The following is a 22,431-nucleotide window of genomic DNA, read 5'->3' on the forward strand; positions in this document are numbered from 1 at the left end:
ATTGACCATCAGAGCCTCTTGCGAAAATGCTCGCCGCCGACGATCAGCAGGCCGGCGGCGACGATAAGGGCAGCACCCAGAAAAACCTCGCGGCGTGGCACGTCGCCCCAGATCGCGAAGCCGAGCGCGAACGCCCACATCAGGGAGGTGTATTCGAGGGGCGCCAGGATCGATGCCGGCGTCCGCTTCATGCCTTCGAAGAGAAGATATTGCGCCAGGCCGCCGAGTGCGCCGACGCTGGCAAGAAGCAGCAATTGTGTCGGGTCCGGCGTATGCCACCACAACAAAGCCGGCACCGCCGAAAACACCAGGAAGTTGAAATTGTTGAGGAGGAGCTGGATCATCGAGCGCTCGGCAAGGGCCGTCTTGCGCAGCAGCACGATGGCGATGCCCCACAGGAAGGCCGCCGTCAGCACCAGCAACACGGGTACCGAAAGGCCGAGATGGCCGGGATCGCAGGCGACAAAGACACCGGCAAAGCCGATCAGAACCGCCAGCCAGCGCAAAACAGGCACCTTTTCGCCGAGCAGGACCACCGAAAGCACGGTGACGATGATCGGGGCCGCGTAATAGACGGTGGTCAGTTCGGCGAGCTGCAGGCTGCGGGCGGCATTGTAATAGCAAAGCCAGGCGGCAAGCGTGAAGGCGCTGCGCACCAGCATTGGCAACACAATCGGCGAGCGCACGGTATCGGTAAACAGCCGCCGCCCGCCGATGGCCGCGCAGGCACCAAGAATTGTGATGCTGCGAAAGAACATGATCTGCCAGACGCTCATGCCGGCAACCAGCAGCTTGATCGAGGCATCCTGCGTCGAAAACAGCAAGTAGGCGGCGCCGGTCAAAAAGATGCCGGCGAGAACTCTTTCGCGTGTATCGAGAATGGCGATATCGGCCATAAGGCATGCGCCTGCTTGTGTGAGGGCGGCTCCGGCCCCTGTCGGCTCCGCTCTGCCAGCTATACGGGCGAAATCCGGCACGACGCTGCTCCAGCACCGCGCTTGCCTTTGGGGCAGGGGGCGGCGGCGCGAAATACAGCCTGTCCCGGATGCGGCTTCTGGCGCGGCCCGGCTGATTGGTTTAGCATCGTCGCATAAAGCCTGAGAAGGGCGGCGCGCGGAACGCCGGGGAACGGACAGCGAATTGGCGCTCAGCTCATGCCAGATGTAGCATGCGCAGGCGCGGCCTGACGGGCCGCCTATGTCAGAGCGGATATTTCGGGGGAGAAGGCCGATGCGGAAACTGCAGTCGCAAGGCGTCCATCACATCACGCTGGTCGGTGCCGGCCGTCAGACCTCGATCGATTTCTGGGAAGGTGTGCTGGGCATGCCTTTCATCTTCGAGCAGCCCAACCTCGACAAGCCGACCGAAAGCCATCTGTATTTCGACCCGGGCGACGGCCGGCTGATCACCATCTTCACCGACGAGACCCGCACGGCCGTGAAGCGCCGCACCCCAACCGACCCGGGCTGCGTTCATCACATCGCCTTTTCGGTGTCGCGGGTCACCTTCCTGCAGGCGGTCGCCCGGCTCGACGAGCGCGCCATCAAGCACAGCGGCGTCAAGGATCGCGGCTTCATGGATTCGATCTATTTCGAGGACCCGCTCGGCCTGCTGATCGAGCTTGCCTCCTATCGTTTCGAGCCGCCTGCGGGCTTCACCCATGCCGACGTGCTGATGGAGGCGCACAGGCTTCGCGTCGCGCGTGGCGACTACAACATCGCCGAAGTGCATCTGGCTGACGCCATCCAGGCTCTGGTGGAACGCGCGCGCGCGACATTGTCGGCCGACCGGGCACCCAAAAATCCATATTGAGCGCTGAACAGGCAAGGGAGGAATATGTGGCAAAGGCAATGACGAAGAGCGCAAGCAAGCAGGTGGGCAAACCAGCGTCAAAACCGGCGGCAAAAGCCGCCGCCAAACCAGCGGCCAAGACGGCGTCAAGGGCAGCCGCCGGCAAGACGGTGGCCAAGGCCAAGGCGAAACCGGCAAAGAAACCGGCGCTGACCATCAGCATGCTGAAGCCGAGCGTCAACAACATGACCGTTCGCGTCTTTGCCCGCGCCGCCGGGCTCGACCATGCGGAGACCGATGCGTGGGGGCTCACGCGCTCGCCGGAATACATGGCGCGCAATCCGGCCCATCTGACGCCGATGATCGAGGACAAGGGCCTGCCGCGCGGCGTGCTTTGGGAGAGCTGTGCCATCATGCAATATCTTTCCAACAAGCATGGGTTGGAGAAATTCTACCCCAAGGCGCCAGCCAAGCGGGCAATGATAGACAGCGCCATGTTCTATCTGATCGGCACGCTCTATCCCTATGTGGCGCGCGCCACCTATCCCGCGCTCGGCTTCCCGCAATATGCCGGCGAGGTCGGTCACAGCGACGCCCATCCGGACAGGAAATCGGAGGCACAGAAGGCGGCGGTCGCCGCCATTGCCGAACCGCTCGAGGTCTTCCATTCCTTCTTCCGCGACGGCAAGCCGTTCATCGGTGGCAAGAACCCGTCGATCGCCGACATCCGCCTGGCGGCGACCCTCGAATTCCTCGCCGTCATCGACTACGCCCTGCCCAAATGGGCGAAGGAATACATGGCGGCGATGGAGAAGAAGCTCGGCAAGGCCTATGCCGGCCCTGCCGGCGACGTGCGCGGCTACATCGCCCATGTGAGGTCGCAGGCCAAGGCGTGATTCCAAGCCGTCGATGGGGCGGTGAGCTGCGGAAGCAGCCACCGACTGATTTCACCGGTGGCGTCACGGTTCCCTGCCAGCTTGAAGTTGGCGGGGCTTGCGTTAGTCTGGGCGCGGATGCAGTCGAATTTTTCTCTCGACCGGCTTGAACGCTGGAGCGGTGGCGTGGCCGCCGCGGCCCTGGCGGCAACGCCCGAAGACTTGTCGGCGCGCTTCAGCGCGGCGGCAGGCGTGCTGCTTGGCTCGGATCGTGTCTATGTTGGCTTCTATCGTCGCGATATAACGTCCCTGACCATCGACGATGCCGGACCCGATCGCTGGAACCGCGACTATGATGCGCGCATCTATCGCCAGGATCCCTTCTTTCAGAGGTTCGCCAGCACCAGACAGGATTTCCTGCTGCCCTTGTCGGCTCTCAGCCACGGCGATTTCCAGCGCACGCCCTATTATCGCGAATTCTACCGGCCCTCCGGCAGCTTCGATGAAATAACGGGCGTCTTCAATCTCGACGGACTGACGGCCGGCTATGTGACCTTTCTGCGCCGCAACGGCGCACCGCGTTTTGGCGAGCATGATCTGGCCGTGGCCGGCGCGGCGAGCAGCGCGACGAAGCTCATTCTGCAAAGGCTGCTTCATTTGTGCCGCCTTCGGGACAAGGGGTCCGCACTCGAAGCCGCGGGGTCGCAACTCAGCGCCCGGGAAAGGCAGATCGCGCGGCTGCTGATCGAGGGCGGCAGCGCCAAGACGATCGCGCGAAACCTGTCGATTTCACCCGGCACCGTGCGCAACCACATCAAGCAGGTCTACCGCAAGCTCGGTGTGCACTCCCAGGTCGAGTTGCTGGCCGCCGGCTGGGAGGCTCCGCGCACCTGACGGTGTCGTTTTGCCAGCTTCACTGTCCCGTCACGACGCGTGTCCACATGCGGTTCTGCAGGCGCAGCAGCTTTGCATCGTTGTTCTCGACCACGAACAGCTTGGCCTTTACGTCATCGGGTGGGAAAACGCCGGGATCCTTGGCGACGGCCTGATCCATCAGCGGCAGGGATTCCGGGATCGCATTGGCATAGGAAACATAGCTGGAATTGGCCGCCGCTATGTCGGGCCGCAAGTTGAAATCGATCCAGGCCTGGGCATTCTCCGGATGCGGCGCATCCTTCGGCACCGCCATCGTATCGAAGTTTATCAGCGTGCCTTCCCTGGGAATGGAATAGGCAATCTCCAGCTTCTTCGCGGATTCCGCCGCGCGGGTCTTCGCCTGCAATATGTCGCCCGACCAGCCCAGCACGACACAGATGTCGCCATTCGCCAGGTCGTTGATGTATTTCGACGAGTGGAAGTAACGGATATAAGGCCGCACCGTGCCCATCAGTTCTTCAACCTTGGCGAGGTCGTCCGGACTGGTCGACCTGGGGTCGATATGGAGATAGTTCATGGCCATCGGAATGATCTCCGCCGGGGCATCGATCATGGCGACGCCGCAATCGGAGAATTTCTTGACGACGTCGACGTCGAAGACCATGGCGAACGAATCTGTCGGCGCGTCCGGCATCCGTTGCTTGATGGCAGCGACATTGTAGCCGATGCCGTCCGTGACGGCCATGTAAGGCACTGCGTGCAGGTTCTGCGGATCCGCGCCCGCGATCAGCGACAAGGCTTGCGGATCGATTTTCGAGTGGTTTGAAAGCTTCGATCCGTCGAGTGGCAGGAAAGCGCCCGCCTTCACCTGGTTCTTCAGAAACGGAAAGGCCGAGGGATACACCACGTCATACCCCGAGCCGCCGGTGAGCAGTTTCGTCTCAAGGACCTCGTTGCCGTCATAGACATCGTAGCGGACCTTGATACCTGTCTCCTTCTCGAACTTCTCAGCCGTGTCCGGCGCGATATAGTCGGACCAGTTGTAGACGTTGACGACCTTCTCGTCGTCCGCCCGGGCGCCGCCGAAGCAGATGCCGCAGGCAAGCGCGGCGCTCAGGATTGGGATGAGCAGGGAGCGCATGGGTGTCCTCCTTTCGCGGGTGCGGCCGATGCGGCGCACCGTTCCAATTTCACTTTCGGCACGCTTGCCGCTCAACGCCGCTGCGGCGCATAAACGGGTAAGGTGATACAGGCGACATTGCCGCCGCCGAGCAGAATTTCGCGGGAGTTCTCGATGCCGACGATCTTGTGGTCGGGGAACAGCGTGGCCAGCTGTTGCTTTGCCTTCCGGTCGAGATCGCAGCCGAACTCCGGCACCACCACGACGCTGTTGCCCGGATAGTAGTTGATGTAACTCGCCGCGATCCGGTTGCCCGTTGGCCGCGCCCAGGTCGAATCGACCCGGTCCAAGCCCTCGCTTTCCTCGGCCGTCATTTCGATCGGCAGGGGATGGTGCAGCCGATGAACCTCCAGGCTGCGGCCACGCGCGTCACGGGCCGAACGCAGCACCTCTTCGGCTTCGCGCACGATCTCATATTGCGGGTCGCTCCGCTCGTCGGTCCAGCTCAGCGCCACGACGCCCGGACGAACGAAGCAACAGAGATCGTCGACATGACCATCCGTCTCGTCGAAAGCAAAGCCACGCGGCAGCCAGATGATGTCGTCGACGCGGAGATAGTCGCCAAGCCGGCTCTCCACCTCGGCTTTGCCGAGTTGGGCGTTGCGATTTCGATTGAGCAGGCATTGCTCGGTCGTCACCAGCGTTCCCTGGCCATCGCATTGCAGGCCGCCGCCCTCCGCGATCAGCGGCGCGCGGTAGCGGTCCATCCTCTCGATCTCGAGCACTTTTTGTGCGGCAAGGTCATCGAGATCCCAAGGCGAGTAGAGGCCGCCGTCAAACCCGCCATAGGCGTTGAAGATCCAATCGACGCCGCGCACGCCGCCTTGGTCGTTGACGACGAAATTGGGGCCGCTGTCGCGCAGCCAGGAATCGTTGGTGGACATCTCCACGACGCGCACCTCGGCGGGCAAGCGCGCTCTGGCGTTCCGCCATTGGCGGCTGGATGCCGCCACGGTCACGGGTTCGCTTTGCGCGATCGCGGCGGCGACGTCGGCGAACAGCTTCTGGGCGGGCTTGGCGCCCTGGCGCCAGGTGTCCGGCCGCTCCGGCCAGATCAGCCAGCAGCCTGATTTGGGTTCGAATTCGCCAGGAGCGCGAAACCCATCCTGTCTCGGTGTGGTCGAGAGCGTATGTGACATTGTGGGACTGCCGGAAAATGGAACGACGAAACTTTCCCGGATCAGAAGGTTTTGGGGCCTTGTTCGTCAATGTCCCATTTGGGATAGCTTGATCACTGCGCCAGTCCCCTGGCCTGCGTTCGGCTGGGGCCAGCACCATTGGCCCCGGGCCTAGGTTGCCCGAAATTGCGGGGTCTCTATTGTTTAGTGCGTCGCCTGGTAAAGTTCCGAAGCGGCCTCTTTCAGCGCGCGTCGGCCGTCCGGCTTGAAATACATCATGTGTCCACCTTCAACGACGTCGAGGCGGATCGGCCTGGCGCCGGCGAGCGACGGAATCTGGCTGACCAGATAACGCGACGCCAGGTAGGGAGTGACGAGATCGGTGTAGCCGTTGACGATGACGACGCCCAGCGCGGGATTCAAGGAGCGTGCCCGCTGCAAATCGTCCATCACGCCAGCATAGCCTTGGCGCGAGGCGCTCGTCCCATAGTCCCAGTTGTGGCTGATATCGTCGTTCAGTAAGCGGTAGCTAACATCGGTGCGAAAGTTCAGCTCGTCGCGAGCGTAGCCGACAAAGGCCGAGGTCAGCGCCGGCACACTGCGGTCCAGCACCGGATCGGGACCGGCGATCCGGGCGCTCTGAGGCGCTATGTCCGCCGTCGCGATCATACCGTCATAGGGGCTGAGCACCTTGCCCGTGGCACGGCCAAACTCCCTTGCGAAGAGCGAGGTCGGGACGCGGGCGAAGTTGCGGTGAACGAGGTCGAGTGGCAGACCGGTGATCTCCGCTACGCGATCGCTGGCCAGCCGCCCGCCTTGCTCCAGCCCACTGGCGAGCGCGGTGAGGTACTCGCCAAGTGCATAATGCTCGATATCGGCGAGCTTTTCCCGCAGTGCATCGCCGTTGAAACCTTCACTACGCAGGCGAACCGCGGCGAGGGAGGGTAGTTCGAGAGCCCAATGCAGCGGCTCGAATTCGTCGGGCTGAACCAGGGTGAATTCCAGCGCCGGCGAGATCAGCACGATGCCGCTTGGGCTGATGCCGATATCTTCCTGCAGCGTCCTGGCAAGCAGTGCCGCCCGGAACCCGCCATAGCTCTCACCGGCGAGGAACAGCGGGGATCCCATGCGGCTGTTTTGGGCAAGATAGAGCCGGATAAACGCACCGATAGAACTGGCGTCCTGCCTGACGCCCCAGAAGTCGTGCGTATCCTGGCCAGGCGCCTCGCGACTGTAGCCGGTTCCCACCGGATCAACGAAGACGAGGTCGGTCATGTCGAGCCAGCTGTCGGGATTGTCGATGAGCTTCTGCGGCGAGGGGAGGAATTCCCCGTCGGCTCCGGTCGCCACGATGCGCGGTCCAAGCGCGCCGAGATGCAGATAGGCTGAAGCGGCGCCCGGGCCGCCATTGAACGCGAAGGTGATTGGCCGCGGTGCTTCCGTCGCCGTGCCCTCACGCGGTTTCAGCGTATAGGCAACATAGAAAATCTCCGCCGTGACCTCGCCCTTGCCGGAGAGCAGCGGAAGCGTGCCGGCCTTTGCCTGGTACCGCAGACTGTGCCCGGCAATGGTGATCGAATGGTCGCTGATCTCGGGTGAGGGCAGCAGCGACAGCACACCACCCTCGGGCGCTGGCCGCTCTGGCGTTTCAGCCAAGAGGGGCCGCGCGAAGCCGGCAAGCATGACGAGGACAAGGGAGACGAGTTTCAGCTTGGAACGCATGAGGCCTCCGCGGGAACGACTCCCGCATAGGTATGGCCGAGGCGAATGAAGTCAAAGGGAATAGACGAAGGCGAGCCCACTGCTATCCCCTCGACACCGGTTCCTGACAGCTTGGATCGTCGCTCGGATTGGCTCACACTTCCGTACGACCGTGCTATCAAGACAGAAAGCCGTTCGAAAGGAACGAAAATGGACGCGACCGAACTCAAGGCCATGCAGGCGCCGCTGAAGCAGGCCTACCGTAACGACGCCGCGCAAGCACTGATCACGCTGAGAGCGAAGGGTTCGATCGACGAACAGTCGGTCGCCTGCAAGGTCGACACCGGCAGGGCGATTGCCGTCGCTGGCCTTCATCCGGCGACAGGCGGCTCGGGGCTCGAGCTGTGCTCCGGCGACATGCTCCTCGAGGCGCTGGTGGCCTGCGCCGGGGTGACGCTGAAGGCGGTGGCGACGGCGCTCGAGTTCAAGCTCGGCGCCGCGACCGTTGAAGCCGAAGGCGACCTTGATTTTCGTGGCACACTCGGTGTCGCCAAGGATGCGCCGGTCGGTTTTCGCGCCATCCGGCTCAGTTTCGATCTCGACACGGACGAGCCGCAGGAGCGGATCGATTCGCTGCTGAAGCTGACCGAGCGCTATTGCGTGGTGTTCCAGACCATCAACCAGAAGCCGGAGCTGACGGTGAGCGCGCGGAGATGAATCACAAGGCCCGCGGCAGCGGGCCTAGAGCGGTTCAGAGTTTGATAGAATCTCTGACCCGCTCTAACTTCTTGTTTTTACGCAATTCCCAAGGGGAAGCGCTACGCGCTTCTTCCGGGAAAACCGCTGCACACTTTTCCTGGAATTGCTCTAGTGATACCTGATGCTTACTGAGCTGCCGGCTCTTCGGCGTCGCCTTCGTCGGTGAAGGGCGAGGCGCTCGGCACGCACTGCACGGACCAGCCCGCGGGTGTCGGCTGCTTCTGATACTCGGTGATGGCGGCGGCGCACTGTTCGCGCTTGTCGAAGGTGCTGGGCAGCACAACCATGCCGCCCTGTGGGCCGGCGATTACCAGATACCAGACCAATGCTGCGGTCGTAGCCATGGAGTTTTCCTTGTTCTGCCCCAGCAGGGCGCTTGGTGTGGGAGTCTTCCGATCCTAACAACTCCTCCGAAATGACGAAAGCATGACCGCCGCGCGCCCTTCTCCCTTAGATCACAGCCGCGTGATCATCCGGCGGATTTTCGGACTGGCCTGTTGCCGACGCCACGGTTCAGTCGGTCGCAAAACAATAGAACAGGCCGTCGCCACCTGTGCCTTTCAGCGCCTCCTGGCTGCAGCCGCCACGAGAGGCGTGCGAGGAATTCCATGACTTTGCCGCCGCCGAATCGTCGAGACCGGTGCGGTCGTGATGGCCCATCATGGCCGCCCCTTCGGCGCCGCTCATCGTCCAGTCGCCGCAGGTCTGGTCGGCGATCCGGGTGCCGTCAGGCTTGGATCCCGTCAGCATATCGTGCCGGTTGGGAGTATCGCCGCGACCGTTGACCGTCTCGCCCTTCTCATTCAGCGCGGTCTGCTTGGTGATGCCGTTGGCGTCGCTGTGCAGGGAGGCGACATCATCGGCGATCTTGGCGCCCTTGGCGTTGAACCAAGGCCCCTTGCCGATGCGGTCGCGCGCATCCTCGGCGCTGGTCGAGAGATAAGCGTGCCAGCTCTTGCCGGTGACGCCGGCGGCTTCGGCAAGCGATGCGCAATGGGCGTCCGCGCCCTTCAGGCCACCGAGATCGGCGCCCTTGCCGGAGCCGACACTGGTGACGAAGAAGCTCATTTTGGTATCTTGGGAAACAGCCACACCGACTGTAGCCCCAAGGGCGGCGGTGAGAGCGGCGGCAACGATAACGAATCTGCGCATGTCGGTCCTCCGGTTTCGAATGTCCTACGTCAGGAGAACGTAGCCGAAGGCTCTTTTAATCCGTTTCGAACCCGAGTTTTATTCCGGTTGCCGATAGGTGACGAAGCGGTTGTGCTTGGCCTGGAAGATCAGGCCGGTCTCTTTGAGGTCCGGGCTGGCCAGCGGCACGATGCGTTTGGCGATCTCGGAGGGGTGCGGCAGCGTCTCGGGATCCTCACCGGGTACGGCTTGCGCGCGCATCGCGGTGCGCGTGGCGCCGGGGTCGGCGGCGTTGACGCGCAGCGGCAGGCTTTGCGTCTCATGCGCCCAGGAACGCATCATTGTTTCGACCGCCGCCTTCGATGCCGCGTAAGGCGCCCAGAACGCGCGCGCCGAATGCGCGGCATTGGAAGACAGGATAATCGCCCGGCCGGCATCCGAAAGCCGCAGCAGCGGGTCGACGGAGCGGATCAGCCGCCAGGTCGAGGTGACGTTGATGGTCATCACCTTTTCGAAGGTCTTGGCCTCGACATGGCCGATCGGCGAGATGACGCCAAGCACGCCGGCATTGGCGACGAGAATGTCGAGCTTGCCCCAGCGCTCGTTGATGGCGCCCCCCAACCGGTCGATGCCGGCCATGTCGGCGAGATCGAGCGGGACCAGCGTCGCCTGGCCGCCGGCCGCCTTGATCTGGTCGTCGAGTTCTTCCAGCCCGCCGACAGTGCGGGCAACCGCGATGACATGGGCGCCGGCGGCCGCCAATTCCCTGGCGATGAAATAGCCGATGCCGCGCGAGGCGCCGGTGACGACCGCAACGCGGCCGGTAAGGTCGAGGGTCATGCGATGCTTCCGGAACTCTGGCTAGAGCAATTCCAGGAAAAGTGTGTAACGGTTTTCCGTCCGGAATTGCGTAAAAACAAAGAGTTAGAGCGGTTCGGCGATTCTATCAAACGCTAAACCGCTCTAAGCTGGTGACGGTCCGGCATTCCTACGCCCCGCTTGTCGCCAGCAGCGACAGCGTGCGCACATTGTCGTGGCCTTCGAAGTCGAGCAGGCGGGTCGGGTACTGGCCGGTGAAGCACGCATCGCAGAACTGTGGCTGTTCGTCGTTGCGGCTGGCCTCGCCGACGGCGCGGTAGAGCCCGTTGATCGAGAGGAAGCCGAGTGAATCGACGCGGATGAATTCGGCCATCTCTTCCACCGACATGCGCGAAGCGAGCAGCTTCGACTTCTCCGGCGTGTCGACACCGTAGAAGCACGACGCGCTGGTCGGCGGCGAGGCGATCCGCATGTGCACTTCCCTGGCGCCGGCGTCACGCACCATCTGCACGATCTTCTGGCTGGTGGTGCCGCGCACGATGGAATCGTCGACCAGCACCACGCGCTTGCCCTCGATCATGCGGCGGTTGGCGTTGTGCTTGAGCTTGACGCCCATGTGGCGGATCGAATCGCCGGGCTGAATGAAGGTGCGGCCGACATAATGGTTGCGGATGATGCCAAGCTCAAAGGGAATGCCTGCCGCCTGGCTGAAGCCGATCGCCGCCGGCGTGCCCGAGTCCGGCACCGGCACGACGATGTCGGCCTCGACCGGGTTTTCCTGCGCCAGTTCGGCGCCGATGCGCTTGCGCACCTCATAGACATTGCGGCCCTCGACCGAAGAGTCGGGCCGGGCGAAATAGACATATTCGAAAATGCAGAAGCGGGTCTTCTGCGGTTCGAACGGGAACAGGCTCTCGATGCCCTTCGAGGTGACGACGACCATCTCGCCGGGCTTCAGATCACGCACGAAACGGGCGCCGATGATGTCGAGCGCGCAGGTCTCGGAGGCCAGGATCCAGGCGCCGTCGAGATCGCCGAGCACCAGCGGGCGGATGCCGAGCGGATCGCGGCAACCGATCATCTTCTTGGCCGTCATCGCCACCAGCGAGAAGGCGCCCTCTACCTGGCGCACCGCGTCGATGAAGCGCGAGTTGAGATCGCGCTCCTTGCTGGTCGCGACCAGATGCAAAAGCGTCTCGGTGTCGGAGGTGGAGGAGAAGATCGCGCCCTGCTTCTGCAGCGCGCGCTGCACGGTCATGGCGTTGGTGAGGTTGCCGTTATGGGCGACGGCGAAGCCGCCATCGGCCAACTCGGCGAAGAAGGGCTGGATGTTGCGCATGCCGGCGCCGCCTGTCGTGGCGTAGCGCGTGTGGCCAATGGCGCGGTTACCCTGCAGGCTGTCGATGACGCGCTGCTTGGTGAAGGTGTCGCCGATCAGTCCGACATGGCGTTCGACATGGAATTGGGTGCCGTCGTAGGAAACGATGCCGGCCGCTTCCTGGCCACGATGCTGCAGCGCATGCAGGCCGAGCGTGACGATGGCCGCCGCATCCTGCCGGCCAAAGATGCCGAAGACGCCGCATTCGTCATGGAAATGATCGTCAGCCTCGGCGGAAAGCACGTCGTCTGCGTCTGCCATCTTAAGCTCCGCTAAAATCGCCATATAAGGCGGTCGCGCGTCGAAAGCAACGCACTGCATGCGATCGTTCACATGGATCGATCGCCAGACGTCCCGTTCGGACCTCAGTTCGCCGGCGCTGGCGCCGGCTTGGCCGTGTTGTCGGCGGGACCGGCGTCGTTGTCGTCGGGCGCTGGCGCATTGGCGTCGTCGCCGCCGGCTGGGGCATCCGCCGCCGGTGCGTCGGGCGCGGCGGGCGTCTCGGCGGCCGGCTGATTCGGATTGAGCTTCTTGAGGATGGCGTTTTCCGGATCCTCCGGCAGCAGGCTTTCCAGCTTGGCGCCGATCTGTTCCAGCAGCGGCCGCGACTTGGCTTCCGTGACCCAGGCCGGGGCCTTGGCGCCGGCCAGCCAGTTGAAGAACAGCAGCGCCACCGCGACGACCAGGACGCCGCGCGCGGCGCCGTAGAGGAAGCCGAGCGTGCGGTCGAGCGCGCCGATGCGCGAATCGATGATCCAGTCGGCGAGCTTCATGGTGATGACCGAGACCACGATCAGCGCGATGATGAAGACGACGCCGGCGGCAGCGGCCATGGCGATCTTCTCATTGTCGATATAGGGCTTCAGGTAGGGCAGGACCGGCTTGTAGAAGAAGAAGGCGGCCGCCGCCGCCGCCGCCCAGGACACCACCGAGAGCACTTCGCGCGAAAAACCGCGAACCATGGCGAGCATCGCCGAGACCAGGGTGAAGCCGACGAGAATTCCGTCAAGCAGCGTAATCGGCATGTCTTTCGCCCCACTCTGTCTTGCTCACCACCGGATGAGCCGCGTCACTCTTCATCGTCGGCACGGCTTCGCCGTGAGCCGGCTATACGCGCCACGAGGTCGGCAAGCTCGGTGGGTTGGAAAGCGCCGGCCCCGATCCCTCCAGCAAGTTCCTCGCTGCCCAAGGGCAGAACCGCGCTACCAAAACCCAGTTTTTCGGCTTCCTTGAGGCGCTGCTGCGCATGCGCAACCGGCCTCACCGCGCCCGAAAGGCTGATTTCGCCGAAATAGACGCAATCGGCGGGAAGGGCAAGACCGGTGAGCGAGGAAACCAGTGCCGCGGCGACCGCAAGATCGGCCGCCGGCTCGCTGATGCGGTAGCCGCCGGCGACGTTGAGATAGACGTCATGCTGGCCGAAACGGACACCGCAATGCGCCTCCAGCACCGCCAGCACCATCGACAACCGAGCCCCGTCCCAGCCGACCACCGCCCGGCGCGGCGTGCCGAGCGAGGAGGGCGCGACCAGCGCCTGGATCTCGACCAGGACGGGCCTGGTGCCTTCCATGCCGGCGAAAACCGCCGCTCCCGGCGATTTCGCGTGCCGTTCGCCGAGAAAAAGTTCGGACGGGTTGGAGACCTCGCGCAGACCCTTGTCCGACATTTCGAAGACGCCGATCTCATCGGTCGGTCCGAAGCGGTTCTTCACCGCGCGCAGGATGCGGAAATGGTGGCCGCCTTCGCCCTCGAAATAGAGCACGCCGTCGACCATGTGCTCGACCACGCGCGGACCGGCGATCTGGCCTTCCTTGGTGACATGGCCGACCAGCACGATCGCGGCACCCGTGGATTTGGCGTAGCGGATCATTGCCTGGGCGGCGGCGCGCACCTGGGTGACCGTGCCCGGCGCCGAGTCGGCTAGGTCGGTCCACAGCGTCTGGATCGAATCGAGGATGACCAGATCCGGCCGCTTGCCGTCGGCGATCGTGGCGAGGATATCCTCGACATTGGTCTCGGCCGCCAGTTCCACGGGCGCCGACGCGACGCCGAGCCTCTGCGCGCGCAGCCTGATCTGGGCAACCGCCTCTTCGCCCGAAACATAGACGATGCGGTGGCCCTTGGAGGCAAGAGCGGCCGCGGCCTGGGTGAGCAGCGTCGATTTGCCGATACCGGGATCGCCGCCGACCAGCAGTGCAGAGCCCCGGACGAAACCGCCACCGGTGGCGCGGTCGAGTTCGCCGATGCCTGATATGATGCGCGGCGCGTCCTCGATGTCACCGGAAAGCGTGGTCAGCACCACCGCGCGGCCCTTGCGGGCATTGCGCGTGTTGGCAGGCCCCGAGCCGATGCCGCCCGACGTGCCTTCCTCGACCAGCGTGTTCCACTCCCCGCAGGCATCGCATTTGCCCGCCCAGCGCTGATGCACCGAACCGCAATTCTGGCAGATGAACTGGACGCGGGATTTGGCCACGCTTTTACCTTCCCGCCCGGTTGCGGGCGCGGCGATCCTTCGCGCGCTCCTCTGTCCGGCAAGGCAGAAGGGGGCGCCGTAGAACGCCTTGCTTCCGCATTTCTGTTGCGACCGCTGGCAAGAGGCTACTCGAACCTCTCCGCGATGTGGTGCTCTTCGGCCAAATCAGAGAAGCGGGTGAATTCGCCGTGGAAGGCGAGCGTGACCGTGCCGGTCGGCCCGTGGCGCTGCTTGGCCACGATCACCTCGGCCTTGCCGCGCATCTCGTTCATCTCGTTTTCCCATTTGACGTATTCCTCGGTGCCGAGCTTCGGCTCGCGGTTCTTGAGGTAATATTCTTCGCGGTAGACGAAGATGACGACGTCGGCGTCCTGCTCGATCGAACCGGATTCGCGCAGGTCGGAGAGCTGCGGGCGCTTGTCGTCGCGGCTTTCGACCTGACGCGAGAGCTGCGACAGCGCGATGATCGGCACGGTCAGTTCCTTGGCCAGCGCTTTCAGGCCCGTGGTGATCTCGGTGATTTCCTGCACGCGGTTCTGCGAGGATTTGGCGGATGAGCCCTGCATCAGCTGGATATAGTCGATGACGATCAGGTCGAGGCCACGCTGGCGCTTCAGGCGGCGCGCGCGGGCAGACAACTGAGCAATGGAAATACCACCGGTCTGGTCGATGAACAGCGGGATCTTCTGCATGGTCTGCGAACAGGCGACCAGCTTTTCGAAATCCATTTCGCTGATTTCGCCGCGGCGGATCTTCGAGGAAGAGATTTCCGTCTGTTCGGAAATGATACGGGTCGCGAGCTGTTCGGACGACATTTCGAGCGAGAAGAACCCGACGACACCGCCATTGGCCGCCTTGAACGAGCCGTCGGCCTGTTGTGCCGGCACATAGGCCTCGGCGACGTTGAAGGCGATGTTGGTGGCGAGCGATGTCTTGCCCATGCCCGGACGGCCGGCAAGCACGATCAGGTCGGAGGGCTGCAGGCCGCCCATGCGGCGGTCGAGATCGCGCATGCCGGTGGCGAGGCCCGACAGACCGCCGTCGCGCATATAGGCGGCGTTGGCCATGTCGACCGCGGTCTTGACCGCGTCGGTGAAGCTCTCGAAGCCGCCGTCATAGCGCCCGGTTTCAGCCAGTTCGAACAGGCGGCGCTCGGCGTCCTCGATCTGTTCGGAAGGCGACATGTCGACAGGTGCGTCATAGGCGATGTTGACCATGTCCTCGCCGACCGTGATCAGCGCCCGGCGCGTCGCCAGGTCATAGATGGCGCGGCCGTAATCGGTGGCGTTGACGACGGTGACGGCTTCCACCGCCAGCCGCACGACATATTGCGCCACCGTCATGTCGCCGACCTTTTCGTCGGCCGGCAGGAAGGTCTTCAGCGTGATCGGCGTCGCCGCCTTGCCCATGCGGATCAATTCGGCCGCGACGTCGAAGATCTTGCGGTGCAGGGGTTCATGGAAATGACCGGACTTCAGGAAATCGGACACCCGGTAGAAGGCATCGTTGTTGACCAGGATGGCGCCAAGCAGCGCCTGCTCGGCCTCGATGTTGTTGGGCGATTCGCGATAGAGCGGTTGCTCCGCCACGCCGAATTTTCGCGCTGCCTCTGCCATGATGTCCCCAATTTCGATCCCGCCCTTTCGATATCAGAACTGGACAAGTCGGTGCTGACTTATCTGCAACAGCCCGTGTCGAAGCGGCTTTGATACTCGCGATTCACAGCCAAAATTTTTCCGTGGAAAGAATCGCAATTGACTCGAATCGAGAGTTGCGAGTTTAGCGTTTCTCGAAGGAGAACAAAACAGGAAAGTGGAGCGATTGGCACCGGATTGCGGAGCCGTCGCGTTCGTTTCATCCTCGTGCCAGCGCATCGCCCCAGTCCAGCCGCCGCGCCACCTTGAAGGCGTCGCCGTCGCGTTTGGTGAAGAGCTTTTCGCCGGCGCTGCCGTCTGCTTCGCAGAGTTTCAGCGACACCTTGCCGGACCCTGACTTCGGCGGCGCGATCACCCGTGCGGCGCGGGAGACAGCCGGCTGGCGCGAAGCGGCGACATAGATGAATTTCTCGTCCTCCCATGGCACATCGGCGTCCTTGGCCAGCCGGTGCAGGCGCGAGCGGGCGACGCGGCGGGAAAAATGGCACCAGTCGGGCGGGTTGAGCGGGCAGGGCGCTTCGTGCGGACAAGGCGCCAGCACATGCGCGCCGGCGGCGATCAATTGCTGGCGCACCGCCAGAATTCGCTGCCAGCCCGCCGGCGTGCCCGGCTCGATAATCAGCAGCGTGTCGGTCGTGAGGTGCCATAGCCGGTCGATCATTTTGGCCAGGGATGCTGACACGATCTCGTCCAGCACATAGGCGCATGTGACGAGGTCCGCGGGCTGGAGGTCGGCAAGGTCTGTCGTGACATCGCCGGCCTGCCAGATGGTCCGGGCCGCGATCGCATCGGCGGCAAGTGTCTCGCCGATTTTGCGCACCGCGGCACTCGCCTCCAGCAACGTGGCCAGTTCCAGTTCAGGCCAGAGGTCGCTGGTGGCCCAAAGCACCGTACCAGGGCCGGCGCCGACATCGAGCAAGGTTTTCGGCGTGAAATCCGGCCGGGCTTCGGCGAGCGCATCGAGGCTGGCGCGGACCGCGGCATAGGTCGCCGGCAGCCGCGTCGCCAGATAGGCCCTGACCGCCATGTCCTGCGCCATGTGCAGGCGGCCGTCGCGCAGTTCGGCGCGGTAACGGTCGGAGAGCGTCTTTGCCGCCTGCTTCAGGTCCGGCAACGGCACCTTTTCCAAAATGCGATCGACAGCCTGTCGAAGAGGGGCCGGCAACTCCACGCTATGCTCCTCGCGGCACGAGTAGGATGATCGAGGCACCTGCCACGCAGAGTGCCGCACCGCCAAGATCCCAGCGGTCGGGCCGCACGCCTTCAACCAGCCAGAGCCAGGCCAGCGAGGCTACGATGTAGATGCCGCCGTAAGCGGCATAGGCTCGCCCTGCTGCATTGGTGTCGACCAGTGCCAGGAGCCAGGCGAAGACAAGCAGCGAGACAAAGCCCGGCGCCAGCCACAAAGGCGATTTTTCCAGCCGCCACCAGGCCCATACCGAAAAACAGCCGGCGATCTCGGCCAGCGCTGCGGCGGCATAGAGGAGATAGGTCATGAAAAAGGCCTCGCGACGATTCACGAGGCCTTTTTCGGGGCAGGAGCCTGCAATGGCAAGCGCCAATAATGCGTCCTGCAGCGCCGTTCCTATTCCGCCACCTTGCGGCGCCGGGCCGGCTTGACGGGCTTCTCGACTGGAGCCGCCTCGCGGCGACCCATGTCGCGCATTTCCAGTGCCTTTTCGCATTTGGTCATGTAGTCGCGCGTCATCGGCAACGTGTCGTTCTTCTTGGTGATCTGGAACTGGAAAATCACCAGGTCCTGCCAACGGAAGGCAGCCTCCGAGGCGGCCAGATAGAACTCCCACATGCGGCAGAAGCGTTCGTCATAGATCGCCTTGGCCTTGTCGCGGTTGGCGGCGAAGCGCTGGCCCCAGTGCTTCAGCGTGTCGGCATAGTGGAGCCGCAGGATTTCGACGTCGGTGACCACGAGGCCGGACTTTTCGATCGCCGGCAGCACCTCGGACATCGCCGGAATATAGCCACCCGGGAAAATATACTTGCGGATGAAGGCGCTGGTCGCCCACGGCACGCCGGAGCGGCCGATCGTGTGCAGAAGCATGACACCATCAGGCTTCAGCAATGTTGCCGCCTTGTCGAAGAAGGTTCGGTAATGGTTGACGCCGACATGCTCGAACATGCCGACCGAGACGATGCGGTCGAAGCGTTCGTTGAGCTCGCGATAATCCTTCAGTTCGAAATGGACGTGGTTTTCCAGCCCTTGCGCATGCGCCCGGTCCGTGGCGACGCCATGCTGTTCGGTCGACAGCGTCACACCCTGCACGTCGACGTCGAAAGCCTTGGCGAGATAGAGGCCGAGCCCGCCCCAGCCGGAGCCGATGTCGAGCACCGTCTGCCCCGCCTTCAGCCGGAGCTTGGCGGCGATATGGCGCTTCTTGGCTGCCTGCGCCTCTTCCAGCGTCATGTCCGGTTGCTCGAAATAGGCGCAGGAATACTGCATGTCCTCATCGAGGAAGAGCCGGTAGAGTTCACCTGACAGGTCGTAGTGCCGCTGCACGTTGCGGCGCGAGCGCGAGGCGGTGTTGATCTGTTGCAGGCGGCGGAAGGCGTGGCGCAGGCCCTCGATGGCTTTCGACCAGGTCGCGTCGATGCCGCCGCTGCCCATGTTCTGGAAGGCAATGCGCATCAGCCCAAGCACGCCGCCTTCAAGAATGTCCAACTCGCCGTCCATATAGGATTCAGGCACCGCCAGCATCGGATCGAAGGAGATGGCGCGCTCGGCATGGCGGGTCTTGATGTGCATATGCACCGGCTCGCCGCTGCCGTCGCCGAAGATGAATGTCGAACCCTTCGGCCCGGTTACCTTCAGATTGCCCGTGCGCACCAGGCGGTCGAGAACGCGCTTCAACAGAATATTCATGTCCAATGTCCCCTCACGGTCAGACAGGCTGTCCTACTCTGCATCAATATATAGGGTTTCGAAAAGTTCCTTTTGGCACAAAAATGCCCGGGCGAGAGGCCCGGGCATTGGTCCAGAATGGCTGGAGAGCGGTGGTCCGAGGACCTGTGCGATCAGGCGTTGTCTTCGCCGCCTTCGAACTCGGCATTCGGATCGAAGAAGTTTTCCGGCCGCGCATTGTCGTTGATGTCGTCGCCGTAAATGGCTTCGGCGGTGGTCAGCGTCTCGCCCTTGGCCTGGCGTTCGGCCTCGTCGGCCGTGCGGGCGATGTTGAGCGTGATGGTGACTTCGACTTCCGGATGCAGCGCGATCGCCACATTGGTGAGGCCGATGGTCTTGATCGGCTGGTTGAGCTGGATCTGGTTGCGGTTGACCGTGAAGCCCTCCGCGGTCAGCAGGTCGGCGATGTCGCGGGTCGACACCGAACCGTAGAGCTGGCCGGTCTCGCCGGCCGAACGCACCGCGATGAAGCTCTTGCCGTCAAGCTTTTCGGCGACCTGGGCCGCTTCCGACTTGCGTTCAAGGTTGCGGGCTTCGAGTTGGGCGCGCTGGCCCTCGAACTTCTTCTTGTTGGCTTCGTTGGCGCGCAGCGCCTTGCCCTGCGGCAGCAGGAAATTGCGGGCAAAACCGTCCTTGACCTTGACGGTATCGCCCATCTGGCCGAGGCGGGAAACGCGTTCGAGAAGAATGACGTCCATGGCTATGTTCCTTTTGGTTGGGCGTCCGTCCACGAGGCCGACGCCGAATTCTCTGGAACAGGTCAGGAAGCAAAAGGGCGTTGCCGCCGGTGTCGCTGTCCTGCCTGTCGCGGCAGTTAGAGGTTATTGACCTCAACTCGGGATTTGATGGCTATCCGGTCATGCCCGTCATGGCCGGCGACAGGAACGGGCGGCGAACCGCCCGTTCGGAAGAATTAGCGAACCACGTAGGGCAGCAGGCCGAGGAAACGGGCACGCTTGATCGCCTTGGCGAGCTCGCGCTGCTTCTTCTGGCTGACGGCGGTGATGCGCGACGGCACGATCTTGCCGCGCTCGGAAATGTAGCGCTGCAGCAGGCGCACGTCCTTGTAGTCGATCTTCGGTGCGTTGGCGCCGGAGAACGGGCAGGTCTTGCGGCGGCGATGGAAAGGGCGCCGGGTCGGGATCTGATTGATGTCGACCATTATTCTGCACCCCCTTCAAAACCTTCGCGCGGACGGCGCGGACCACGGTCGCCGCCTTCGCGATCGCCGAACGAACGCGGGCCACGATCGCCGCGGTCGCCGAAGCTGCGCGCCGGACGATCGCCACGGTCGCGATCGCCGAAGCCACCGCGCTCGGAGCGCTCTTCGCGCTTCTGCATCATGGCCGATGGGCCTTCCTCATGCGCCTCGACCTTGATGGTCAGGAAACGCAGCACGTCCTCGGACAGACCCATCTGGCGCTCCATCTCGTTGAGCGCTGCCGGCGGGCAGGTGAGGTCCATCAGCGTGTAGTATGCCTTCCGGTTCTTGTTGACCCGGTAGGTGAGGGACTTCAGTCCCCAGTTCTCGACCCGGCCGACGGACCCGCCATTTGCTGCGATGACGCCCTTGTACTGTTCGACAAGCGCATCGACCTGCTGCTGCGAGAGGTCCTGCCGGGCAAGAAACACATGTTCGTAAAGAGCCATTATGGTTCAGTGCCTTTCTTCGTTTCTCTCCCGGTTCCCGGCGGCAAAAGCCTCTGCAACTTCTCTGACCCGCATGTGCCTCGAAAGGCGCGGGAAGAAAGGAGCATGACGAGACGGTCGAGAGCGGAGACACGGGAGGCGGAAGCGCTTCTGGCTTCACACGAAGGTTCTCGAAAAAACCTCCGGCCCTCCGTTCAGCCCCCAGCTGGGACCGGCAGATTGGCGGCGTCTATATAGCAATCCACCGATAAGGCAAGGGCAAGCGGCGTCCCCGATGTCGCAACCACCAGAAAATCAAGCCGCGGCGCCAGCAAGGCCCGGCGATTTTCCCCGGCAACCGGACCTTAACCACAATGTCAGGTTGCGCAGGGTTGCCCTCCGCCGTCAACGGTCGATTCATTATGAAAGGTGCAAAAGCCCGGACAGCCGTGCATGACAAGCGGCAAGCATTTTCGGGGGTAAGGATGCTTCTCAACAGGTTCTGGCGCTCGAAGAGCGGCAATTTCGCGCTTCTCATGGGATTGGGGCTACCCGCCATTCTGTCGGCAGTGGCCTTCGCGACCGATGTCTCGACCATGATGCGGGCGAAGAGCAACCTGCAGAACGCGATCGATGCGGCAAACCTTGCCTCCTCGCATCTTGGCGATCTCGACATGACCCGCACCGATGCTTTCGACCGCTATTTCCAGGCCAACATCGCTGGCCATGGCGAACTCGTCAACGCGCAGGCGACCCTGACCGTCGATAGGGGCGTCAATTTCATCAAGACCAAGGCGGTCGCCTCGGCCGACGTCAATCTGAACTTCGCTTTCCTGTTTGGCCAGAGCAAGCACATCGTGGTCGATGCCTCGGCGGCCGAGTCCAATAACCAGCTCGAAGTCGTGCTGGTTCTGGACAATACCGGCTCGATGGCTGGCGCCCGCATGACGGCTCTGAGGACGGCGACGAAGTCGTTGCTGGATACGCTCGAATCGACAAAGTCGCCGACGCGCCAGGTCCGTGCCTCGCTGGTTCCCTTCGTCACGGCCGTGAACGTCAATGGCGACGGGTTCGATCCGTCCTGGATCGACATGGACGGCAAATCCTCGACCAACGGTATCAATTTCCCCGTCATCGACGGCAAGCGCCCGAACCACATGGCCCTGTTCAGGCAGCTCAAGGACACCGGATGGGCCGAGCCCGGATGGAACGACACGGGATGGAAGGGCTGCGTGGAGGCGCGGGCCGGCGCCTACAACATTTCCGACACGCCGCCCGACCCGGCTAAGCCCGACACGCTGTTCGTTCCCTATTTTGCGCCGGATGATCCGGGAGATGCGCAGATGCCGTCCAGTTCCTATGGCAATGAGGCAAAATACTACAACAATTCCTATCTCAGCGACGCCAGCGACACGGTCAAGCTAGACAAACAGAAAGGCGACAACCGGCTCGGCATCGACTTCAGCGGCCTCGACAGCGATCCCGACAAAGCCACCAAGGAACAGGTTGCCAAATATGTGGCGCCGGCCAAGGAACTTATCACCGAGACAGGAACTCCCGTCACCGTTGGTCCCAACCGTTCCTGCCCGACCCCCGTCGTTCCCCTGACCGACGATTTCGACAAATTGCGTAAGGCGGCGAGCCAGATGACGGAATGGAACGGCTCCGGCACCAACGTCTCGGAGGGGCTGTCCTGGGGCATGCGGGTGCTTTCGCCCGGCGCGCCCTATACCGGCGGCGCGCCATTCAAGACGCCTGGCGTCAGCAAGATCGTACTCCTGCTCACCGACGGTGAGAACGTCGTCTACGGCGCCAGCCAGCAATCGACGAAGTCCGACTACACATCCTACGGCTATCTGGCGGGTGGCCGCTTCGGGTCGGACAATCAGACGACGGCGGCCCGCAATGTCGACGGCTGGACGAAGAGCGTCTGCACGCAGTTGAAGAACCAGGGCGTGCAGATTTACACGATGGTGCTGCAGTCCGACACCGCCGCCAACCGCACGCTTTACAGCGCCTGCGCTTCCGATCCGAGCGATTATTATGCCGTCAACGATCCGGCCAAGCTGCCGAATGTTTTTCAGCAGATCGCCAACAAGTTCTCGAAGCTGCAACTGACGAATTGAGCG

The 22,431-nt window shown here is 63.2% G+C and carries 22 protein-coding genes; 5 read left to right on the forward strand and 17 right to left on the reverse strand.

Annotation, left to right across the window (positions count from 1 at the left end):
- Window positions 1–8 precede the first annotated feature (8 nt).
- Complete coding sequence (locus tag EN808_RS05475) at window positions 9–896, reverse strand: DMT family transporter (RefSeq protein WP_135915331.1); 888 nt, start codon at window positions 894–896, stop codon at window positions 9–11.
- Window positions 897–1,230: 334 nt separating this feature from the next.
- On the opposite strand from EN808_RS05475, the gene EN808_RS05480 reads away from it, so the two are divergent.
- The 3 genes from EN808_RS05480 (at window position 1,231) to EN808_RS05490 (ending at window position 3,560) form a co-directional block, all read left to right on the forward strand.
- Window positions 1,231–1,812: a VOC family protein gene (locus tag EN808_RS05480; protein WP_127280777.1), complete on the forward strand. Its 582-nt coding sequence runs from the start codon at window positions 1,231–1,233 to the stop codon at window positions 1,810–1,812.
- A gap of 38 nt (window positions 1,813–1,850) precedes the next feature.
- Window positions 1,851–2,687 carry a glutathione S-transferase family protein gene (locus EN808_RS05485; RefSeq protein WP_245525034.1) on the forward strand — a complete coding sequence of 279 codons (837 nt, stop codon included), beginning with the start codon at window positions 1,851–1,853 and terminating at the stop codon, window positions 2,685–2,687.
- A gap of 165 nt (window positions 2,688–2,852) precedes the next feature.
- Window positions 2,853–3,560, forward strand: coding sequence for a LuxR C-terminal-related transcriptional regulator (locus EN808_RS05490; protein WP_245525035.1), 708 nt, complete (start codon window positions 2,853–2,855; stop codon window positions 3,558–3,560).
- A 19-nt stretch (window positions 3,561–3,579) separates the two neighbouring features.
- On the opposite strand, the gene EN808_RS05495 is transcribed toward EN808_RS05490, so the two are convergent.
- The 3 genes from EN808_RS05495 to EN808_RS05505 all read right to left on the reverse strand — a co-directional run bounded on the left by EN808_RS05495 (window position 3,580) and on the right by EN808_RS05505 (window position 7,562).
- Window positions 3,580–4,683 (reverse strand): polyamine ABC transporter substrate-binding protein, encoded by a 1,104-nt coding sequence (locus tag EN808_RS05495; RefSeq protein ID WP_135915334.1) that lies wholly within the window; start codon window positions 4,681–4,683, stop codon window positions 3,580–3,582.
- Between the two features lie 71 nt (window positions 4,684–4,754).
- Window positions 4,755–5,861, reverse strand: a complete 1,107-nt coding sequence (aguA, locus tag EN808_RS05500; RefSeq protein WP_135915335.1) for an agmatine deiminase — start codon at window positions 5,859–5,861, stop codon at window positions 4,755–4,757.
- Window positions 5,862–6,044: 183 nt separating this feature from the next.
- Window positions 6,045–7,562 carry a peptidase S10 gene (locus EN808_RS05505; protein ID WP_135915336.1) on the reverse strand — a complete coding sequence of 506 codons (1,518 nt, stop codon included), beginning with the start codon at window positions 7,560–7,562 and terminating at the stop codon, window positions 6,045–6,047.
- A 189-nt stretch (window positions 7,563–7,751) separates the two neighbouring features.
- On the opposite strand from EN808_RS05505, the gene EN808_RS05510 reads away from it, so the two are divergent.
- Window positions 7,752–8,258, forward strand: coding sequence for an OsmC family protein (locus EN808_RS05510; protein ID WP_127278755.1), 507 nt, complete (start codon window positions 7,752–7,754; stop codon window positions 8,256–8,258).
- Window positions 8,259–8,425: 167 nt separating this feature from the next.
- On the opposite strand, the gene EN808_RS05515 is transcribed toward EN808_RS05510, so the two are convergent.
- The 13 genes from EN808_RS05515 to rpsF all read right to left on the reverse strand — a co-directional run bounded on the left by EN808_RS05515 (window position 8,426) and on the right by rpsF (window position 20,323).
- Window positions 8,426–8,644, reverse strand: a complete 219-nt coding sequence (locus EN808_RS05515; RefSeq protein WP_127278756.1) for a hypothetical protein — start codon at window positions 8,642–8,644, stop codon at window positions 8,426–8,428.
- Between the two features lie 169 nt (window positions 8,645–8,813).
- Complete coding sequence (locus EN808_RS05520; protein WP_135863792.1) at window positions 8,814–9,452, reverse strand: hypothetical protein; 639 nt, start codon at window positions 9,450–9,452, stop codon at window positions 8,814–8,816.
- A 78-nt stretch (window positions 9,453–9,530) separates the two neighbouring features.
- A complete protein-coding gene (locus EN808_RS05525; protein WP_127278758.1) occupies window positions 9,531–10,271 on the reverse strand; it encodes an SDR family NAD(P)-dependent oxidoreductase in 741 nt (246 codons plus the stop codon).
- Between the two features lie 148 nt (window positions 10,272–10,419).
- Window positions 10,420–11,889 carry an amidophosphoribosyltransferase gene (gene purF / locus EN808_RS05530; protein ID WP_127278759.1) on the reverse strand — a complete coding sequence of 490 codons (1,470 nt, stop codon included), beginning with the start codon at window positions 11,887–11,889 and terminating at the stop codon, window positions 10,420–10,422.
- Window positions 11,890–11,993: 104 nt separating this feature from the next.
- Window positions 11,994–12,653 carry a CvpA family protein gene (locus EN808_RS05535; protein ID WP_127278760.1) on the reverse strand — a complete coding sequence of 220 codons (660 nt, stop codon included), beginning with the start codon at window positions 12,651–12,653 and terminating at the stop codon, window positions 11,994–11,996.
- Between the two features lie 44 nt (window positions 12,654–12,697).
- Complete coding sequence (gene radA, locus EN808_RS05540) at window positions 12,698–14,101, reverse strand: DNA repair protein RadA (protein ID WP_135915337.1); 1,404 nt, start codon at window positions 14,099–14,101, stop codon at window positions 12,698–12,700.
- A gap of 125 nt (window positions 14,102–14,226) precedes the next feature.
- Complete coding sequence (locus tag EN808_RS05545; protein WP_127871426.1) at window positions 14,227–15,717, reverse strand: replicative DNA helicase; 1,491 nt, start codon at window positions 15,715–15,717, stop codon at window positions 14,227–14,229.
- Between the two features lie 238 nt (window positions 15,718–15,955).
- On the reverse strand, window positions 15,956–16,927 hold the full coding sequence (locus EN808_RS05550) for a small ribosomal subunit Rsm22 family protein (protein WP_135863796.1): 972 nt from the start codon (window positions 16,925–16,927) through the stop codon (window positions 15,956–15,958).
- Window position 16,928: 1 nt separating this feature from the next.
- Window positions 16,929–17,252: a YnfA family protein gene (locus EN808_RS05555; RefSeq protein WP_127280224.1), complete on the reverse strand. Its 324-nt coding sequence runs from the start codon at window positions 17,250–17,252 to the stop codon at window positions 16,929–16,931.
- A gap of 89 nt (window positions 17,253–17,341) precedes the next feature.
- Window positions 17,342–18,634 (reverse strand): cyclopropane-fatty-acyl-phospholipid synthase family protein, encoded by a 1,293-nt coding sequence (locus EN808_RS05560; RefSeq protein ID WP_135883323.1) that lies wholly within the window; start codon window positions 18,632–18,634, stop codon window positions 17,342–17,344.
- A gap of 152 nt (window positions 18,635–18,786) precedes the next feature.
- On the reverse strand, window positions 18,787–19,371 hold the full coding sequence (gene rplI, locus EN808_RS05565; protein WP_127871428.1) for a 50S ribosomal protein L9: 585 nt from the start codon (window positions 19,369–19,371) through the stop codon (window positions 18,787–18,789).
- A gap of 215 nt (window positions 19,372–19,586) precedes the next feature.
- Window positions 19,587–19,835 (reverse strand): 30S ribosomal protein S18, encoded by a 249-nt coding sequence (gene rpsR / locus EN808_RS05570; RefSeq protein WP_006203718.1) that lies wholly within the window; start codon window positions 19,833–19,835, stop codon window positions 19,587–19,589.
- Window positions 19,835–20,323, reverse strand: coding sequence for a 30S ribosomal protein S6 (rpsF, locus tag EN808_RS05575; RefSeq protein WP_027144123.1), 489 nt, complete (start codon window positions 20,321–20,323; stop codon window positions 19,835–19,837). The genes rpsR and rpsF overlap by 1 nt, the downstream gene beginning before the upstream one ends.
- Before the next feature lie 464 nt (window positions 20,324–20,787).
- On the opposite strand from rpsF, the gene EN808_RS05580 reads away from it, so the two are divergent.
- Window positions 20,788–22,428: a pilus assembly protein gene (locus tag EN808_RS05580; protein ID WP_127280759.1), complete on the forward strand. Its 1,641-nt coding sequence runs from the start codon at window positions 20,788–20,790 to the stop codon at window positions 22,426–22,428.
- Window positions 22,429–22,431: the final 3 nt, after the last annotated feature.

This window comes from Mesorhizobium sp. M8A.F.Ca.ET.165.01.1.1 (genome assembly GCF_004792065.1).
Taxonomy (GTDB): Bacteria; Pseudomonadota; Alphaproteobacteria; order Rhizobiales; family Rhizobiaceae; genus Mesorhizobium.

Excerpts from the sequence above, each read along its gene's own strand:
- EN808_RS05475 (WP_135915331.1), bottom strand. The coding sequence starts at position 896 with ATGGCCGATATCGCCATTCTCGATACACGCGAAAGAGTTCTCGCCGGC.
- EN808_RS05480 (WP_127280777.1), top strand. The coding sequence starts at position 1,231 with ATGCGGAAACTGCAGTCGCAAGGCGTCCATCACATCACGCTGGTCGGT.
- EN808_RS05485 (WP_245525034.1), top strand. The coding sequence starts at position 1,851 with ATGACGAAGAGCGCAAGCAAGCAGGTGGGCAAACCAGCGTCAAAACCG.
- EN808_RS05495 (WP_135915334.1), bottom strand. The coding sequence starts at position 4,683 with ATGCGCTCCCTGCTCATCCCAATCCTGAGCGCCGCGCTTGCCTGCGGC.
- aguA (WP_135915335.1), bottom strand. The coding sequence starts at position 5,861 with ATGTCACATACGCTCTCGACCACACCGAGACAGGATGGGTTTCGCGCT.
- EN808_RS05505 (WP_135915336.1), bottom strand. The coding sequence starts at position 7,562 with ATGCGTTCCAAGCTGAAACTCGTCTCCCTTGTCCTCGTCATGCTTGCC.
- EN808_RS05510 (WP_127278755.1), top strand. The coding sequence starts at position 7,752 with ATGGACGCGACCGAACTCAAGGCCATGCAGGCGCCGCTGAAGCAGGCC.
- EN808_RS05515 (WP_127278756.1), bottom strand. The coding sequence starts at position 8,644 with ATGGCTACGACCGCAGCATTGGTCTGGTATCTGGTAATCGCCGGCCCA.
- EN808_RS05520 (WP_135863792.1), bottom strand. The coding sequence starts at position 9,452 with ATGCGCAGATTCGTTATCGTTGCCGCCGCTCTCACCGCCGCCCTTGGG.
- EN808_RS05525 (WP_127278758.1), bottom strand. The coding sequence starts at position 10,271 with ATGACCCTCGACCTTACCGGCCGCGTTGCGGTCGTCACCGGCGCCTCG.
- purF (WP_127278759.1), bottom strand. The coding sequence starts at position 11,889 with ATGGCAGACGCAGACGACGTGCTTTCCGCCGAGGCTGACGATCATTTC.
- EN808_RS05535 (WP_127278760.1), bottom strand. The coding sequence starts at position 12,653 with ATGCCGATTACGCTGCTTGACGGAATTCTCGTCGGCTTCACCCTGGTC.
- EN808_RS05545 (WP_127871426.1), bottom strand. The coding sequence starts at position 15,717 with ATGGCAGAGGCAGCGCGAAAATTCGGCGTGGCGGAGCAACCGCTCTAT.
- EN808_RS05555 (WP_127280224.1), bottom strand. The coding sequence starts at position 17,252 with ATGACCTATCTCCTCTATGCCGCCGCAGCGCTGGCCGAGATCGCCGGC.
- EN808_RS05560 (WP_135883323.1), bottom strand. The coding sequence starts at position 18,634 with ATGAATATTCTGTTGAAGCGCGTTCTCGACCGCCTGGTGCGCACGGGC.
- rplI (WP_127871428.1), bottom strand. The coding sequence starts at position 19,371 with ATGGACGTCATTCTTCTCGAACGCGTTTCCCGCCTCGGCCAGATGGGC.
- rpsR (WP_006203718.1), bottom strand. The coding sequence starts at position 19,835 with ATGGTCGACATCAATCAGATCCCGACCCGGCGCCCTTTCCATCGCCGC.
- rpsF (WP_027144123.1), bottom strand. The coding sequence starts at position 20,323 with ATGGCTCTTTACGAACATGTGTTTCTTGCCCGGCAGGACCTCTCGCAG.
- EN808_RS05580 (WP_127280759.1), top strand. The coding sequence starts at position 20,788 with ATGCTTCTCAACAGGTTCTGGCGCTCGAAGAGCGGCAATTTCGCGCTT.